The sequence below is a fragment of the Pseudomonas sp. genome, assembly GCF_028293835.1.
In the GTDB taxonomy this organism is placed as follows: domain Bacteria; phylum Pseudomonadota; class Gammaproteobacteria; order Pseudomonadales; family Pseudomonadaceae; genus Aquipseudomonas.
In genome coordinates, this window is record NZ_JAQGNX010000048.1 from 1 (window position 1) to 15,365 (window position 15,365).

Consider the following 15,365-nt stretch of genomic DNA (forward strand, 5'->3'; position numbering starts at 1 on the left):
AATGCCTCACAAGGGTGCGACGGGACTCAAGCTCCTAAACAACAAAGAGCAAACTTGGAGGTTTGAATGAAGATGTTGAAATCCACCCTGGCAGTACTGACGGCAACGGCAATTCTTGGTGTAAGCAGTTTCGCTCAGGCGGGCGCTACTCTTGATGCGATCCAGAAGAAGGGTTTTATTCAGTGCGGCGTCAGTGATGGCCTACCAGGTTTTTCGGTTCCTGATTCCAAGGGCGTTATCCAAGGTATCGACGCCGATTTTTGCCGTGCAGTTGCTGCTGCCGTTTTCGGTGACGCCACCAAGGTCAAGTTCAGTCAGTTGAACGCCAAAGAGCGTTTTACCGCGCTGCAATCCGGCGAAATCGACATCCTGTCGCGTAACACCACGTGGACCAGCTCCCGTGACGCAGGCATGGGCATGATCTTTCCTGGCTTCGTCACTTACTTCGACGGTGTAGGTTTCCTGGCGAACAATAAACTGGGCGTGAAAAGTGCCAAAGAATTGGACGGGGCGACCATCTGTATCCAGGCCGGTACCACTACCGAGCTCAACGTTTCCGACTACTTCCGCGCCAACAACTTGAAGTACACGCCGATCACGTTCGACACCTCTGACGAAAGCGCCAAGTCGCTGGAAAGCGGTCGTTGCGACGTGTTGACCTCCGACAAGTCGCAGCTTTACGCACAGCGCAGCAAGCTGGCCTCGCCAAAAGACTACGTTGTTCTGCCAGAAACCATCTCCAAAGAGCCTTTGGGGCCGGTTGTACGTAAAGGCGACGAAGATTGGGTAGAAATCGTTCGCTGGACTGGCTACGCGTTGCTTAACACTGAAGAAGCTGGCGTGACCTCGAAAAACGTTGCCGATTTGGTCAAAAACGGCAAAAACCCAGACGTTGCTCGTTTGCTGGGCGTTGACGGTGAATACGGTAAAGATTTGAAACTGCCGAAAGACTGGGTTGTGAAGATCGTTTCCCAAGTTGGTAACTACGGTGAAATCTTCGAGAAAAACCTCGGTAAGGGCACTGCCCTGGCAATCGACCGTGGCATGAACGCGCTGTGGACCAACGGCGGCATCCAATACGCACCACCTGTACGCTGATAGGCCCTGCGCTCGGTAATCCATGACGATTACCGAGCGCTGTCTGTTCCATTTTTTCCTGGGGCACTTCATGCAAAATCAAATCGGCGCACCCAAGCAGAGGCTTACCCTCAGCGACCCGAAAGTGCGTGCGTGGGTATTTCAGATCATCACGATTGTCGCGGTGGTCTTCATGGGTTGGTATCTGTTCGATAACACCCAGACAAATCTTCAACACCGCGGTATTACCTCAGGCTTCGGGTTTCTTGATCGCAGCGCCGGTTTCGGCATTGCTCAACATTTGATCCCGTACACTGAGTCGGACACGTACTCGCGCGTTTTTGTTATTGGTTTGCTCAACACCCTGTTGGTGACCTTCATCGGCGTGATACTGGCGACCCTGCTGGGGTTTATCGTCGGCGTCTCGCGACTGTCGTCCAACTGGATGATCAATAAGCTGGCGACTGTTTACGTAGAAGTCTTTCGTAACATTCCGCCGTTGCTACAAATTCTGTTCTGGTACTTCGCGGTCTTCCTGACCATGCCAGGGCCTCGCGGCAGCTATAGCCTCGGCGGTATGTTTTTCTTCAGCAACCGCGGCTTGAATATGCCTGGCGCTAACTTGACCGACGGCTTTTGGCCTTTTGTTGTCAGCGTTATCGTGGCAATTGTGGCAATCGTCTTCATGTCGCGCTGGGCAACCAAGCGTTTCGAAGAAACCGGCGTTCCGTTTCACAAGTTCTGGGTAGGGTTGGCCATGTTTCTGGTCATTCCTGCGTTGGACATGCTGATTCTCGGTAGCCCGTTGCACTGGGATTTACCGGAACTCAAGGGCTTCAACTTCGTGGGCGGCTGGGTGATGATCCCGGAACTGCTGGCGTTGACCATTGCCTTGACGGTTTACACGGCGGCGTTCATCGCTGAAATCGTGCGTTCCGGGATCAAGTCAGTCAGTCACGGTCAGACCGAGGCGGCTCGCTCGTTGGGATTGCGTCCGGGTCCGACCTTGCGCAAGGTCATCATCCCGCAAGCGTTACGCGTGATCATTCCTCCGCTGACCAGCCAATACCTGAACCTGGCGAAGAACTCCTCGCTGGCGGCCGGTATCGGCTACCCGGAAATGGTGTCGTTGTTCGCCGGTACGGTGCTCAATCAGACCGGTCAGGCCATTGAGGTGATTGCGATCACTATGAGCGTGTACCTGGCAATCAGTATCAGCATTTCGCTGCTGATGAACTGGTACAACAAGCGCATTGCGCTGATCGAGCGGTGAGGAAAAGCGCATGACAACCCATACTTTCAAACCCGACCAGACGCCGCCGAAGATGAGCGTAGGCGCTGTGGCGTGGATGCGCGCCAACCTGTTCTCCGGTTGGCTCAACACGCTATTGACGCTGCTCGCGTTTTACCTGATCTGGCTGATCGTTCCGCCGTTGCTGCATTGGGCGATTTTCGATGCCAACTGGGTCGGTACCACTCGTGAAGACTGCACCAAGTCGGGCGCCTGCTGGGTATTTATCGAGCAGCGCTTCGGCCAGTTCATGTACGGTTATTTTCCATCTGAACTGCGCTGGCGGGTAAACCTCACGGTGATCCTGGCCATCGTGGGTGTCGCACCGCTGTTCATGAAAATGATGAAGCGCAAGGCGGTCTACGGCTTCAGCTTTCTGGTGATCTACCCGATCGTGGCGTATTTCCTCCTGCACGGTGGCATTTTCGGCTTGACCGAAGTGGCGACCAGTCAGTGGGGCGGTCTGATGCTGACCCTGGTGATTGCCACTGTTGGTATCGCCGGTGCACTGCCTTTGGGCGTGGTGCTGGCGTTAGGGCGACGTTCGAAGCTACCAGCGATTCGCGTGGTTTGCGTGACGTTCATTGAGTTTTGGCGCGGCGTGCCGCTGATCACCGTGTTGTTCATGTCGTCGGTGATGCTGCCGTTGTTCCTGCCAGAAGGCATGAGCTTCGACAAACTGCTGCGTGCGTTGATCGGGGTAATCCTGTTCCAGTCGGCTTACGTGGCTGAAGTGGTGCGCGGTGGCTTGCAAGCCATCCCTAAAGGTCAGTACGAAGCGGCCGCAGCGATGGGCTTGGGTTACTGGCGTAGCATGGGGCTGGTGATTCTGCCGCAAGCGTTGAAGATGGTGATTCCCGGCATCGTCAACACGATCATTGCCCTGTTCAAAGACACCAGTCTGGTGATCATCATCGGTTTGTTCGACCTGCTCAACAGCGTCAAACAAGCAGCCGCCGACCCGAAGTGGCTCGGTATGGCCACCGAAGGCTATGTCTTCGCTGCCCTGGTGTTCTGGATCTTCTGTTTCGGCATGTCCCGCTACTCCATGCATTTGGAGCGTAAGTTGGACACAGGCCACAAGCGTTAGGAGTTTTGTGATGAGTGAAGCGAGCAAACTGCCTTTGGGCGCCGAAGGCATGATCCGGATGGAAGGCGTACACAAGTGGTACGGCCAGTTCCACGTACTGAAAGACATCAACCTGAACGTCCGTCAGGGCGAGCGTATCGTTTTGTGCGGGCCGTCAGGTTCAGGCAAATCAACGACCATCCGCTGCCTCAACCGGCTGGAAGAACACCAGCAGGGCCGTATCGTAGTGGATGGCACTGAGTTGACCAACGACCTCAAGCAGATCGAAACGATCCGCCGTGAAGTCGGTATGGTGTTCCAGCACTTCAACCTGTTCCCGCACCTGACCATTTTGCAGAACTGCACCCTGGCCCCGATGTGGGTGCGCAAGATGCCTAAGAAACAGGCCGAAGAAATCGCCATGCACTATTTGGAGCGTGTGCGGATTCCAGAGCAGGCGCATAAATTCCCGGGTCAGCTGTCCGGTGGTCAGCAGCAGCGCGTGGCGATTGCCCGCGCGCTGTGCATGAAGCCGAAAATCATGCTGTTCGATGAGCCAACCTCGGCACTCGACCCGGAAATGGTTAAAGAAGTACTCGACACCATGGTCAGCCTGGCTGAAGACGGCATGACCATGCTCTGCGTAACCCACGAAATGGGCTTCGCCCGTACCGTGGCGAACCGGGTGATCTTCATGGACAAAGGCGAGATCGTTGAAGAGGCCGAGCCTAATGCGTTCTTCGATAATCCACAGAGCGACCGGACCAAGTTGTTCTTGAGCCAGATCCTGCACTAGTGGTTTTGGTGGTGTGAAAAAAACCCGGACCTAGTGTTCGGGTTTTTTTATGGGTAATTGTCGGCCGATGCATAATCCATAGGACGCTTCCGAGATTTCGTTCAAAAGCATGAAGCGATGACCACAACCTGCAGGAGCCAACTGGTTGGCGATGGTCCAGGCAATGCCTATCATGCGGGGCGCTGCGGTGGTTGCCTCGCCAACACGTTGGCTCTTATCAAACGACGAATAACGTATTGACTTAAAAATAATCTGTAGGAGCTGCCGAAGGCTGGGATTCGGCCTGGAACTGGTCGCCCTCGTTATACAGCTGAAGGGGTGCCGGTCGCCCGCGACCCCGGCCTATCGCAGCCTTCGGCAGCTCCTATAGGTTTTGTGTTTGCTGCGCGACAGCGCGGCGTCGGAGACGAACGCCGGACCTCCTACAGGTCATGTGTTGCCTGCAAGGTCGCAGCGCACGGTAAAAACAGCGCTCAACCTTGTTTTCTCAACCATTCTCCAACAGGATGCGCGACCTGACTTCAAATGCTGACTCAGAGAACAACATGACTACCCAGTTGCCTCAGGCGGGGACCGCCCCCCGCGAGATTAATCCGCTGCTGATCGATGCCGAGGCTGACGATGAGCAGGTTCAGCGACCTCATCCGGTATTAAAGCGGCCCTGGTTGCTGCTGTTGGGCTTGGTATTGGTGGCGTTGAACCTGCGCCCGGCGTTGTCGAGCATGTCGCCGTTGCTTGGCGAGGTGTCGAACAGTTTGGGGCTGTCGGCGGCCAAAGCCGGGTTGCTGACCACGTTGCCGGTGTTGTGCCTGGGACTATTTGCGCCTTTGGGGCCGGTCTTGGCGCGGCGTTTTGGCAGTGAACGAGTGGTGTTGGGAATCCTCCTGACGCTGGCCGGCGGGATTATCCTGAGAAGCACGTTGGGCGAAGTCGGACTGTTCGCCGGCAGCATCCTGGCGGGGGCGAGTATCGGCATCCTGGGCGTGTTGCTGCCGGGCATTGTCAAACGCGACTTCGCCAGGCAGGCGGGCGCGATGACCGGTGTCTACACCATGGCGTTGTGTCTGGGCGCCGCCATCGCAGCGGGGGCCTCGGTGCCGTTGAGCCATTATTTCGGCGGCAGGTGGTCCATAGGCCTGGGTTTCTGGATGATCCCCGCGCTGTTGGCGATGGTCTTCTGGCTGCCACAAGCCCGTAACGGCCATGGCGCGCATCATGTCGCCTATCGCGTTCGCGGCTTGTTGCGTGATCGCCTTGCCTGGCAAGTCACCCTTTATATGGGCCTGCAATCGTCGCTGGCGTACATCGTGTTTGGCTGGTTACCGTCAATTCTCATCAGCCGCGGTCTATCGCCCACTGCAGCGGGCCTGGTAATGTCCGGTTCGATCCTGGTGCAGCTGGCAAGCGCCTTGACTGCACCGTGGCTGGCGACACGTGGTAAAGACCAGCGGTTGGGCATTCTGATTGTAATGCTGCTGACGGTAGGTGGATTGTTCGGCTGCCTGCTGGCGCCACTCGACGGTTTATGGGGCTGGGCTATTTTGCTGGGACTGGGGCAGGGCGGCACCTTTAGCCTGGCGCTGACCCTGATTGTATTGCGCTCGCGGGACGCGCATGTAGCAGCCAATCTGTCGAGCATGGCCCAGGGTATCGGTTACACCCTGGCTTCATTGGGCCCGTTGGCTGTGGGTGTCGTTCACGATCAGACCGGAGGCTGGAATGCCGTGGGGTGGATCTTCGCGGTTATTGGCCTGGCTGCTGTTATCTTCGGCTTGGGTGCCGGGCGAGCACAGCTCGTAAATGTCACCGCTGAAAAAGTCTGATACGCACTATTCTCAAGGCGAATGCTCATAGTCGGCCGCGAAATTGCCAACTATTGTGCATGGATCTTTCATTCGTCACGGAGCCGGCACTATGAGCGACGCCAACAGCGCAGTGATCACTAGGTTTTATCAGGCCTTCAACCGATTGGACGCCGAAGCCATGAGCGCCTGTTACACGGAGGATGTGGTGTTCAGTGACCCGGTTTTCGGCGTGCTCAAGGGGCGGCAGGCCGGTGATATGTGGCGCATGCTGACCTCCCGCGCCAAAGACTTTTCGCTGATTTTTGACAACGTTCGTGCTGATGGGCATACCGGCGGCGCACATTGGGTCGCGACCTACCTGTTCAGCCAGACGGGCAATACTGTGGTCAATGACATTCAGGCGCGCTTCGTGTTTCGCGATGGCAAGATCTGCGAACACCATGATCAGTTTGATGTATGGCGGTGGTCGCGTCAGGCGTTGGGCACCAAGGGATTACTACTGGGGTGGACGCCGCTGGTGCAAAATGCCATCCGGGCGCAGGCCCAAAAAGGCTTGAAAGCTTTTCAGGCTGGCCGCTGAACGCTCCCTCCCAGATAATATTTATCTACGCTTTTCTTAGCCGTCAACTGGATAGCGTGAGTGCCTTATTCCAGCAATAAGGCTATTTACATGTCCTCGGTACCTAACCCCCCTCCAGTTGTTACCCCGATTTTAACCTCGCCCCTTGAGCTGATGCAGGCGCGGTTCAGGCAAGACCCCGTTCTTGACCTCATTCAAAAGAACCTGCCAGCGGCCTTCACCCAGGCTTCGCAACAGGAACGCAAAGACTACTGCGCCGCCCTGTTGGCAAGTCGACGGGCCAAGGAAGCGCTGAAACAACTGTTCAAACCGCTTAAGGGGCTCTCAGAGTTTACTGAACCCTTATTACGCGAAGCGCTGGACGCCAGGTTTGGTCCGGGGCTGGATGCTAGAACAGACCGGCTGTTTTATGTGCCTTGGGAACGGGCCACGCGCGCGGGTACCGAACTGACGTTGTTGGAGTCGGCGCTGCATAACTTTGAGCGAAAAGAATCCGTGGCAGGATACCTTCGTGCAAGCGCGGGGATTCTTAACACCAGTAACCAGACCCATCCGAAGGGGATTAAGCCCCAGGAATTCATCGACCTGTGCCGACACTTGAACCTGGGGCGTAAGTATCAGGACCATCTGAGTGAAGTACTTGAACCTGATTCTGCACCTGGCGATGCCAAGGACGCGGCTCGCTTCAATGCCCGGGCAATATTCATGGCCAATGACCAGGCCGACATGGAGGTCTATGCCCGCGCAGCTGCAATGACAAAGGCCATCAGCCGACAGGCGTGCTCGGCGGCAATCGCATTGGCCCGGCAGCAACCTAAGCCTCGATTCAACGGTGAGCTCTTGCTGTTGCAACGCCTGACATTGTTTGGCATTGAAATTCCTCGGGTGTTATTGATCAGCCCGCGGCGGGTCTGGACCACGACCCAGGTTCCCACCGTCATGTACATCCCCCAGGACCCGGTCAGCCCATTTACTGAATACACCTCGCTGGTCGAACTGGAAAACGATCTTCGCACGCGATTAATGGATAAGTCCTACCAGTCGTTTTTCGCCCGACTCATTGGCGAGCGACAAAGGGCGGAGTTTTTCACCCATCTGAACAAGCATCTTTTCCCTTTGATGCCCCTGGATGGAAGCATGTTCACCCGGGGGCTATGGCATCACGCCGCTGATCCCACGGCAAATCTGGTGGTCGGCACTGATCGACTCCTGGAAAATCCATTTAGCAGGATGCACAGGCAGCATTTGTTTCTGTTGAAGGATAACGCTCGATTCCTGGCGGTGCCTACGGAGGAGGAGGACGCGAAAAGCCGTCAGGAACGCCTGCAGTTTTGGCTGAGTGTGGGCATGAACGTACTTAATGTTGCTTCGTTCGTTATTCCACCCTTAGGCGCGGTCATGATGATTGACGCGACACTGGAGTTGGTCGGGGAGGTCTATCACGGTCTTCAGGATTTGAGCCACGGCGATCTGGAAGAAGGGCTTGATCACCTGATGGGTGCCGCTGGGCAGATTGCGTTTATGGCGCTGCTGGTTGCAGGCCATCAAGTGCCGGAACCGCCGCCGATTACCGGCAACAATTTTATTGGCAAGGTGGTTCCCATCACGTTGAACAACGGAAAAACCCGGCTCTGGAAACCTGATTTAACGCCGTTTGAACTACGAAGCGCACTTCCAGAAGGCGTCCGTACCGATGGTGCCGGAGTGATAGACCACGACGGCAAAAAGTACTTGTCCATCGACGATAAGCACTACGAGATTCAGCACCATAAGACGCTGAATAGATGGGTGATCAAGCATCCGAACAACGAGCATTTGTTTTCGCCTGCGCTCGAACATAATGGTGTCGGCGCTTTCCGGCATGAGGGGGAACAAGCGCAGCAGTGGGCTAAAGACAAGTTATTTAAACGTCTGGGCCATTCTGTATCGGGCTTGAGCGAAACGGCCGCCGAGGAAATACTGGCCATTACTGATATCGACGAATCGGTCTTGCGCCAGGTTCATTCAGACAGCGTGCCCCCTCCTGGGCAACTGAGCGATACGATTAAGCGTTTCAAGCTGGACTCACGGCTTGAAACCTCCAACAGCGAACCGGGCACTACACGCGCCGATCAATTCGAGCGTTTATATACCGCCAGTGAAATCTCCACGGACCCCCTCGTCAAGGTGATCCAGCGTGACTTCCCGACGACCCCTGAGGCGGTAGCAGAGGACATGCTGGTGACCCTCACCACTGCCGAAAAACAGCAGATGCTGGATACCGGACGCATACCTTTACGTGTGGCCGAGGCAGCCGCCTGGCAGCAGAGTGAAACCCGACTGAACCGGGCGCTGGAGGGTTTTTTCCTGAAGTCCGTACGCAACGCCGATACCGAAACCTTGAGCCTGCGCCTACTGACACAATTGCCCGGCTGGTCTGATCAGGTACGCCTGGAAGTGCGCGAAGGCTCGCCATCAGGCCTGCTGCTGGACAGCGTCGGTGAGCCTCAAGCGAGCGAACGCAAGATTCTGGTGAAGTCCAAGGGCCAGTATCAAGCGTTTGACGCTGACGCAAAGGAGCTCAACGGTATTCCCAGAGACGGCAATAATCTATGTGCTTCGATCTTGCATGCGCTGCCTGACGGCCCCCGAAAGGAATTAGGCTTCCCGCAAGCAGGACAAGACGCGGAGTTAAATCAAGCGCTTGCCAGGCTGGCGACTAGCGATCGGCAGCAAGCATCCCGCGCGCTCGGGCAGCAGAAAATACGCCTCAAATTCAATTCACCGAAGCGGATCAAGCGGGCTCGCCTGGGCTATCCCTTGAGTGGCAGGGGCATGCTGCCGGGATACATTCTGGAAGATCATCTCTTGGATAAAATCGGCTTGCTTGAACTGGACGGTATCACCCCGCAGCAGGTTATTGCGGGTATGCGCGAGGCTGGAATGACCAACGCTGATGTCAATGCCCGCCTGGATGTCCTGCTGGAAGAGCGTCGGGCATTGCGCGCTAGCCTCTCACAATGGGCTGACACATCGAGTGCAATAGAAGGCATGAGCGCTTTGAGGATGGCGAGCCGGACCAGGATTGGCGAATCGATTGAGGCTTATTGGCAAGCCAGTGTTCTAGGCACGGGTGAAGCGACAGCTACGTTGCGCCTGGGCAATGTCGGGCTGGAGGATTTCCCTGAGCAATTGCCGGACTTCTTCCTCAATCGCGTTCAATGGCTCCAAATGTCCGACGTGCTGTTGCGTATGGACCGTTCGCACTTTTCGTTATACGCGCCTGATCGCACAGACGTGCTCGAGGCATTTTTCAGCCGACTTCCCCAATTGACGTCGCTGGAAATTACCAGTTCGGTTTCGGCCGCGTTCTTGACGCCGAATTTTGTTGCGCTTCCGCGTATCGTTTCAACCCACCTCCCTAATCTGCGAGCGCTGAGTCTGACTAACCAGGGGATGGACTTTCAAGCGGCCGACCTGGAACGCTTCACGGGTTTACAGCACCTTGAACGGCTGGATTTGAGTGGTAACAACTTCACAGCCTTCAATGCCCCTGCGGAGGCGATTCATCTGAACCTTCGGTACCTGGGCCTCGACCGCGTGGGTCTGGAGCGCTGGCCCGCATGGCTCAATAATCTGTTGCCCGACCACATCGGCGAGTTGTCACTGAACGATAATCGGATCGCCGTGCTGCCGGACCACATCATTGGTCGCGAATTGAATACTCCTACCCATACGCGAATTTCCTTGCGTGGCAATCAGTTGTCCCGTAGCACAATCCTCGAAGCCCTTCTGGGCGAGGCCAGGGCGGGCGGGTCTTTCAGTTTCAATATGGATGTACCGCCCGCGCTGGAATTGCGCTTGGCGGAGTTGTTACAAGAACAGGCCGAACTGGAAACAGCCTTGCGAGATTGGGAAGCTGCATCCCCTCCAAGTGCTGACTATCTCGGCGATACGCCGCAGACCAGAAGGCAAATAAGTGAAGGATTGCTCCGTCACTGGTCGCGGGCGGTTGCGGGGCGTTCTCCCCTCGCCGTATTGGTTGAGTCGTCCCTGCTGTCGAGTTTTCCACAACAATTACCGGAGGCTTTTTACCGCAACGTCTCCGAACTGATCTTACGAAATGTGGTGGCGGACGAGGCCCAGCTTGATCATTTTCTAGCGCGGTTCCAGCGTATAACCAGCCTGGATATCGTCAACCATTCTCCTGCGCTTACGGCACCCCCTCGCATACTGGCTGAGCTGCCCCGTCTGAGGGAGTTGGGGCTGACCGAGCATGACATGTTGATAGACCAAGACGCCATGGAGTTCCTCGGGGGCCTGGAAGGGCTTCAACATCTCAACCTGAGCGGCAACAGGCTTGACTCCATCACCATCACGCCCCCGTTGGCAGGCCTGTATTGGGAGTCTTTGACCCTGGACAATATGGGGCTGGCCCAGTGGCCCGAGTGGTTGACGGAGCTTGTTCCAACACACATCACGTCGCTGTCGCTTTGCGAAAACGATCTGATAGAGATACCTGACGAAATACTGCGAAATCGCCGCAACGATGTAGCCCACACGGAGATTTCGTTAAACGAAAATCCGTTGTCCCGCGAGACGATGGTCGCCGCCCATGTAGGTGAGCATGGGAATCATAGGTCGTTCAGTTTCTACATGGACTTGCCCGACGATATTCGCAATCTGCCCACCGAGCGCGCTTGGTCGTCCGATCCCGGTAGTTCGGATTCGGGTTCAGACTCAGACTCAGACTCGGATTCAGATTTCGCCGTACACCGGCACGGTCGATTGAACCCGTCACCTTCTGGACGACCAACCGTCGATCCCTGGCTGATGGGTACTAGCGATGAAATGGCCGCTCATCGTGCCGTGTGGGTCGAACTTGATACGTCTGACGACGCTTCCGAATTCATGGCATTGATTGGCCGTCTTCAAGAATCTGCGGACTTTCACAGGGCGCGCAGCGAACTGACGTTGCGTGTATGGAATGTCCTGGAAGCCGCAGCCCAAGACGTGGAGTTACGGATGCTGCTCAATGTCATGGCTGAGGAGCCTATCGCCAATCGAACCTGCGCTGACGGTATTCGTCTGCAGTTCAATCAGATGGAAGTTCAGGTCTATACCCGCAACTCACTGCGGGGGATACCGGAAACGGAGCGCGGGCCCGTACTCTTCCGACTCATGCGCCAGTTATATCGACTGGATGAAGTCGATCGCATCGCGCTGGCTAATAACCGAGGCCGCGATGCGGCAGAGGTACGCATGGCTTACCGCTTGAGCCTGGCCGAGCGCCTCGGTCTGCCGCAGCCTCCGACTAACATGTTGTACAGGGCGGCTGCATCGGTAACGCCTGAAGAGCTGCTGCTCGTTCAAACCGAGGTAATGACCAACCAGCATGGCGCGGGATTTTTAACCTCGGCAGTGGACCGGGATTTTTGGGTCAGTTGGTTACGCGATGCCTACGCTACGGAGTTTGCCGAGCTGGAAGCAACGTTCCAGCAGGAAAGGGTACGCCTGGAAGATGAATTTCCGGAGATGAACGATGAATACCTGAACCGGGCCGATGTGTTGCAAGAGCAGCAAAAAGACCGGGAACGCAACCTCATCAGAGAACTGACGCACCGAGAAGGGCTCAAGTACGACGATTAAGGCACTGTCAGGCTGTAGAGTTGGTCATCTGTTAGAATTGCCCACTTCCTCTGTGTAGGCAGGCGTCATCAGCAAATGCCCAGCTCTTCAGTCAGCTCTTCAGCCAGTTCTGCTGCTAGCGGTGCCACCTTGGCGACCATCACCCCCAAGCCCTGGTTCGTCTATCTGGTGCGCGCAGCCAATGGCTCGTTGTACTGCGGAGTCAGCGATGACCCCCAGCGGCGTTTTGTGGCGCATCAAAGCGGTAAAGGCGCGCGTTTTTTTTATTCCAGCCCGGCCGTAGCGCTGGTGTACATCGAAGCGTGTGTCGACAAGCGAGAAGCTCTGCGCCAGGAACGATTGATCAAACAATTGAAAAAAAGCGCCAAGGAAATCCTGGTGGCAAGTTTGGCGGGCGGGTTTGAGGCGGTTATTAATCCACCCTCGTGATGACTCGCTATCAGGCTGACCGGATAGGCGCCCGGCGCCCTGACGAGTAAGCTTCTGGCTTTGCATTTGAAGGCGGAGCCGAACATGTCAGAGCTGATCCTGCACCACTATCCAACCTCTCCGTTCGCCGAAAAAGCCCGGTTAATGCTGGGGTTCAAAGGGCTGTCGTGGCGCTCGGTGGTGATCTCGCCGATCATGCCAAAGCCAGACCTGACCCTTCTGACCGGCGGCTACCGTAAAACGCCGGTGCTGCAAGTGGGCGCAGATATCTATTGTGATACCGCTATCATTGCCCGTCGTCTGGAGCAGGAAAAAGCCCTGCCTGCGTTCTTTCCCGAAGGCCAGGAATTCACCGTGGCCAGCTTCGCCGCCTGGGCCGATTCGGTCATGTTCCTGCACGCGGTCAGTCTTGCGCTGCAACCTGCATCTGCCGCGGAACGTTTCGCCAAACTACCGCCAGAAGGTATTCAGGCGTTCATGTCAGACCGCAAAGCGCTGTTCACCGGCGGCAATGTAATGCGCGTCACGCTGGAACAGGCCAAACACCAATGGCCGACGATAATGGCCAGGCTTGAACTGCAGCTTGAGCGCAACGGCGACTTCCTGTTCGGTGAGCCTTCACTCGCTGACCTCGCCCTGGCCCACCCGCTGTGGTTCGTCAAACAAGGCTCCTTCACCGCACCATTAGTGGATGAATACCCGGCCATCAGCGCGTGGTTCCAGCGCGTGGAAGGCCTTGGTCACGGCGCGTTCAATACATTGAGCTCAGCCGACGCCCTTGAAATCGCCAGAAACGCTACACCTGCGCCGCTGCCAGACGAGGCATTCACTGACCCGAACGGCTTCATCCCCGGTCAGCAGGTTGTTATTTCTGCCATCGACTACGGCGTTGATCCGGTCGAAGGCGAGTTAGTGTTCACCGGCCGCGAGGAACTGATCCTGCGCCGGGAAGATGAGCACACGGGCGTTATTCATGTGCACTTTCCGCGTTTCGGGTTTCGAATCGAGGCGCGCTAATGAGCGGCTTGTCACTTGAGCGCGGCTAATATCTCGTCCGGGCTAAACCCTCTGATTATCGTGCCGTTCACGTCGATCAGCGGGATGCCACGGCCGCCGAGCGCCTCATAGGCTTTGCGGCCTTCGGCAGATTTTTCGATATCGAATTCGCGGTAGGGAATGCCCTTGCTGTCGAGAAAGCGTCGCGTCTGTTTGCAGTAGCCGCACCAGTCGGTGGCATACAGCACAACCTTGGCCTGGGCCTGGGTTTGGCTGGCCACCGCGGTGTCTGGACTGAAGAAATGTTCAATCTTGCCCCAGTTCTGGTAGGCGACCACCACCAGCATGATCAGTACAAATTTCTTCAGTGTGCGGATGAGCATGATGAGCTTTTCCCCGATCAATCCCCTGCAGGAGCCAACGTGTTGGCGAGGCCATATAAGCTTCGCCAACACGCTGCCTCCTACAGATGAGTTCATAAACAATCAGCGGCGTTTGAGCTGGTCGGTGAGTTGGGTGGGCAGGCCTTTGATGATCAACGTGCCGGCTTCTTCGTCGTATTCGATCTTGTCGCCCAGCAGGTGCGCTTCAAAGCTGATGGACAGGCCCTCTGCGCGGCCGGTGAAGCGACGAAACTGGTTCAGGGTGCGCTTATCCGCGGGTATCTCTGGCGACAGCCCGTAGTCCTTGTTACGGATGTGATCGTAGAAGGCACGTGGACGCTCTTCGTCGATCAAGCCGGACAATTCCTCCAAGCCCATGGGTTCGCCCATTTTGTTTTGGCTGGTGGCGTATTCCACCAATGTTTTGGTTTTTTCCCGGGCCGACTCTTCCGGCAAGTCTTCGCTCTCGACGAAGTCGCTGAATGCCTTGAGCAGGGTGCGGGTTTCACCGGGGCCGTCGACGCCTTCCTGACAACCGATGAAGTCGCGGAAATATTCAGACACTTTTTTGCCGTTTTTGCCTTTGATGAACGAGATGTATTGCTTGGACTGTTTGTTGTTCTGCCATTCAGAGACGTTGATGCGCGCCGCCAGGTGCAAGGTGCCCAGGTCCAGATGGCGCGACGGCGTGACGTCAAGCTCGGCGTTCACGGCGACGCCTTCACTGTGGTGCAGCAGGGCGATGGCCAAGTAGTCGGTCATACCTTGTTGGTAATGAGCGAACAACACGTGGCCACCCACCGACAGGTTGGATTCTTCCATCAGCTTTTGCAGGTGTTCGACCGCGATGCGGCTGAAGGCAGTGAAGTCTTTACCGCCGTCCAGGTATTCCTTCAGCCAGCCACTGAATGGATGCGCGCCGGATTCAGCATGAAAAAAGCCCCATGCCTTGCCTTGCTTGGCGTTGTAGCTCTCGTTGAGGTCGGCGAGCATGTTTTCGATGGCCTGGGACTCAGCGAGTTCTGAGTCGCGTGCATGGAGAACTGCTGGCGTACCGTCAGGTTTTTTCTCGATCAGGTGGACGATGCAGTGACGGATCGGCATGGGCTTCTCGGCTGGAAAAACGGAGATGAAGAGCGGCGGGGGAGGGCTGGGCTCAATTCAAAGGCGGCCAGTGTAACGCACCTTGCATGCCGCCGATGCGTCCCTCAGCGGCCGCTTTTTAACCGGAAATGAGCGCCAGGCCTGCATTTTTTACCTTTTAGCGCCCTAAAGCTGACCAAATGGGTAGGTAGGGGCGGATATTTGCGT

Annotated in this window: 11 protein-coding genes; 9 read left to right on the forward strand and 2 right to left on the reverse strand. The window is 56.4% G+C overall.

The window, feature by feature from the left end; all coding sequences use genetic code 11:
- Positions 1-66 precede the first annotated feature (66 nt).
- The 9 genes from JWR17_RS05700 to JWR17_RS05740 all read left to right on the forward strand — a co-directional run bounded on the left by JWR17_RS05700 (position 67) and on the right by JWR17_RS05740 (position 13,692).
- On the forward strand, positions 67-1,098 hold the full coding sequence (locus JWR17_RS05700; RefSeq protein WP_299829178.1) for an amino acid ABC transporter substrate-binding protein: 1,032 nt from the start codon (positions 67-69) through the stop codon (positions 1,096-1,098).
- 70 nt (positions 1,099-1,168) lie between these two features.
- Positions 1,169-2,350, forward strand: coding sequence for an amino acid ABC transporter permease (locus JWR17_RS05705; RefSeq protein ID WP_299829179.1), 1,182 nt, complete (start codon positions 1,169-1,171; stop codon positions 2,348-2,350).
- Positions 2,351-2,360: 10 nt separating this feature from the next.
- Positions 2,361-3,458: an amino acid ABC transporter permease gene (locus JWR17_RS05710; protein WP_299829180.1), complete on the forward strand. Its 1,098-nt coding sequence runs from the start codon at positions 2,361-2,363 to the stop codon at positions 3,456-3,458.
- Positions 3,459-3,468: 10 nt separating this feature from the next.
- Complete coding sequence (locus JWR17_RS05715; protein ID WP_297834941.1) at positions 3,469-4,233, forward strand: amino acid ABC transporter ATP-binding protein; 765 nt, start codon at positions 3,469-3,471, stop codon at positions 4,231-4,233.
- A gap of 545 nt (positions 4,234-4,778) precedes the next feature.
- Positions 4,779-6,056, forward strand: a complete 1,278-nt coding sequence (locus tag JWR17_RS05720) for a CynX/NimT family MFS transporter (protein ID WP_299829181.1) — start codon at positions 4,779-4,781, stop codon at positions 6,054-6,056.
- A gap of 91 nt (positions 6,057-6,147) precedes the next feature.
- Positions 6,148-6,618, forward strand: a complete 471-nt coding sequence (locus JWR17_RS05725) for a nuclear transport factor 2 family protein (protein ID WP_299829182.1) — start codon at positions 6,148-6,150, stop codon at positions 6,616-6,618.
- Positions 6,619-6,771: 153 nt separating this feature from the next.
- A complete protein-coding gene (locus JWR17_RS05730) occupies positions 6,772-12,246 on the forward strand; it encodes an NEL-type E3 ubiquitin ligase domain-containing protein (protein ID WP_299829203.1) in 5,475 nt (1,824 codons plus the stop codon).
- 75 nt (positions 12,247-12,321) lie between these two features.
- On the forward strand, positions 12,322-12,675 hold the full coding sequence (locus JWR17_RS05735; RefSeq protein WP_299829183.1) for a GIY-YIG nuclease family protein: 354 nt from the start codon (positions 12,322-12,324) through the stop codon (positions 12,673-12,675).
- Between the two features lie 84 nt (positions 12,676-12,759).
- Positions 12,760-13,692 carry a glutathione S-transferase family protein gene (locus JWR17_RS05740; protein ID WP_299829184.1) on the forward strand — a complete coding sequence of 311 codons (933 nt, stop codon included), beginning with the start codon at positions 12,760-12,762 and terminating at the stop codon, positions 13,690-13,692.
- Positions 13,693-13,703: 11 nt separating this feature from the next.
- Here JWR17_RS05740 and JWR17_RS05745 read toward each other — a convergent pair whose 3' ends face one another.
- On the reverse strand, positions 13,704-14,054 hold the full coding sequence (locus JWR17_RS05745; RefSeq protein ID WP_299829185.1) for a glutaredoxin family protein: 351 nt from the start codon (positions 14,052-14,054) through the stop codon (positions 13,704-13,706).
- A 102-nt stretch (positions 14,055-14,156) separates the two neighbouring features.
- Positions 14,157-15,158 (reverse strand): nucleoid-associated protein YejK, encoded by a 1,002-nt coding sequence (gene yejK / locus JWR17_RS05750; protein WP_299829186.1) that lies wholly within the window; start codon positions 15,156-15,158, stop codon positions 14,157-14,159.
- Positions 15,159-15,365 lie beyond the last annotated feature (207 nt).

Coding starts and splice junctions, on each gene's coding strand:
- JWR17_RS05700 (WP_299829178.1), top strand. CDS start 67: ATGAAGATGTTGAAATCCACCCTGGCAGTACTGACGGCAACGGCAATT.
- JWR17_RS05705 (WP_299829179.1), top strand. CDS start 1,169: ATGCAAAATCAAATCGGCGCACCCAAGCAGAGGCTTACCCTCAGCGAC.
- JWR17_RS05710 (WP_299829180.1), top strand. CDS start 2,361: ATGACAACCCATACTTTCAAACCCGACCAGACGCCGCCGAAGATGAGC.
- JWR17_RS05715 (WP_297834941.1), top strand. CDS start 3,469: ATGAGTGAAGCGAGCAAACTGCCTTTGGGCGCCGAAGGCATGATCCGG.
- JWR17_RS05720 (WP_299829181.1), top strand. CDS start 4,779: ATGACTACCCAGTTGCCTCAGGCGGGGACCGCCCCCCGCGAGATTAAT.
- JWR17_RS05725 (WP_299829182.1), top strand. CDS start 6,148: ATGAGCGACGCCAACAGCGCAGTGATCACTAGGTTTTATCAGGCCTTC.
- JWR17_RS05730 (WP_299829203.1), top strand. CDS start 6,772: ATGCAGGCGCGGTTCAGGCAAGACCCCGTTCTTGACCTCATTCAAAAG.
- JWR17_RS05735 (WP_299829183.1), top strand. CDS start 12,322: ATGCCCAGCTCTTCAGTCAGCTCTTCAGCCAGTTCTGCTGCTAGCGGT.
- JWR17_RS05740 (WP_299829184.1), top strand. CDS start 12,760: ATGTCAGAGCTGATCCTGCACCACTATCCAACCTCTCCGTTCGCCGAA.
- JWR17_RS05745 (WP_299829185.1), bottom strand. CDS start 14,054: ATGCTCATCCGCACACTGAAGAAATTTGTACTGATCATGCTGGTGGTG.
- yejK (WP_299829186.1), bottom strand. CDS start 15,158: ATGCCGATCCGTCACTGCATCGTCCACCTGATCGAGAAAAAACCTGAC.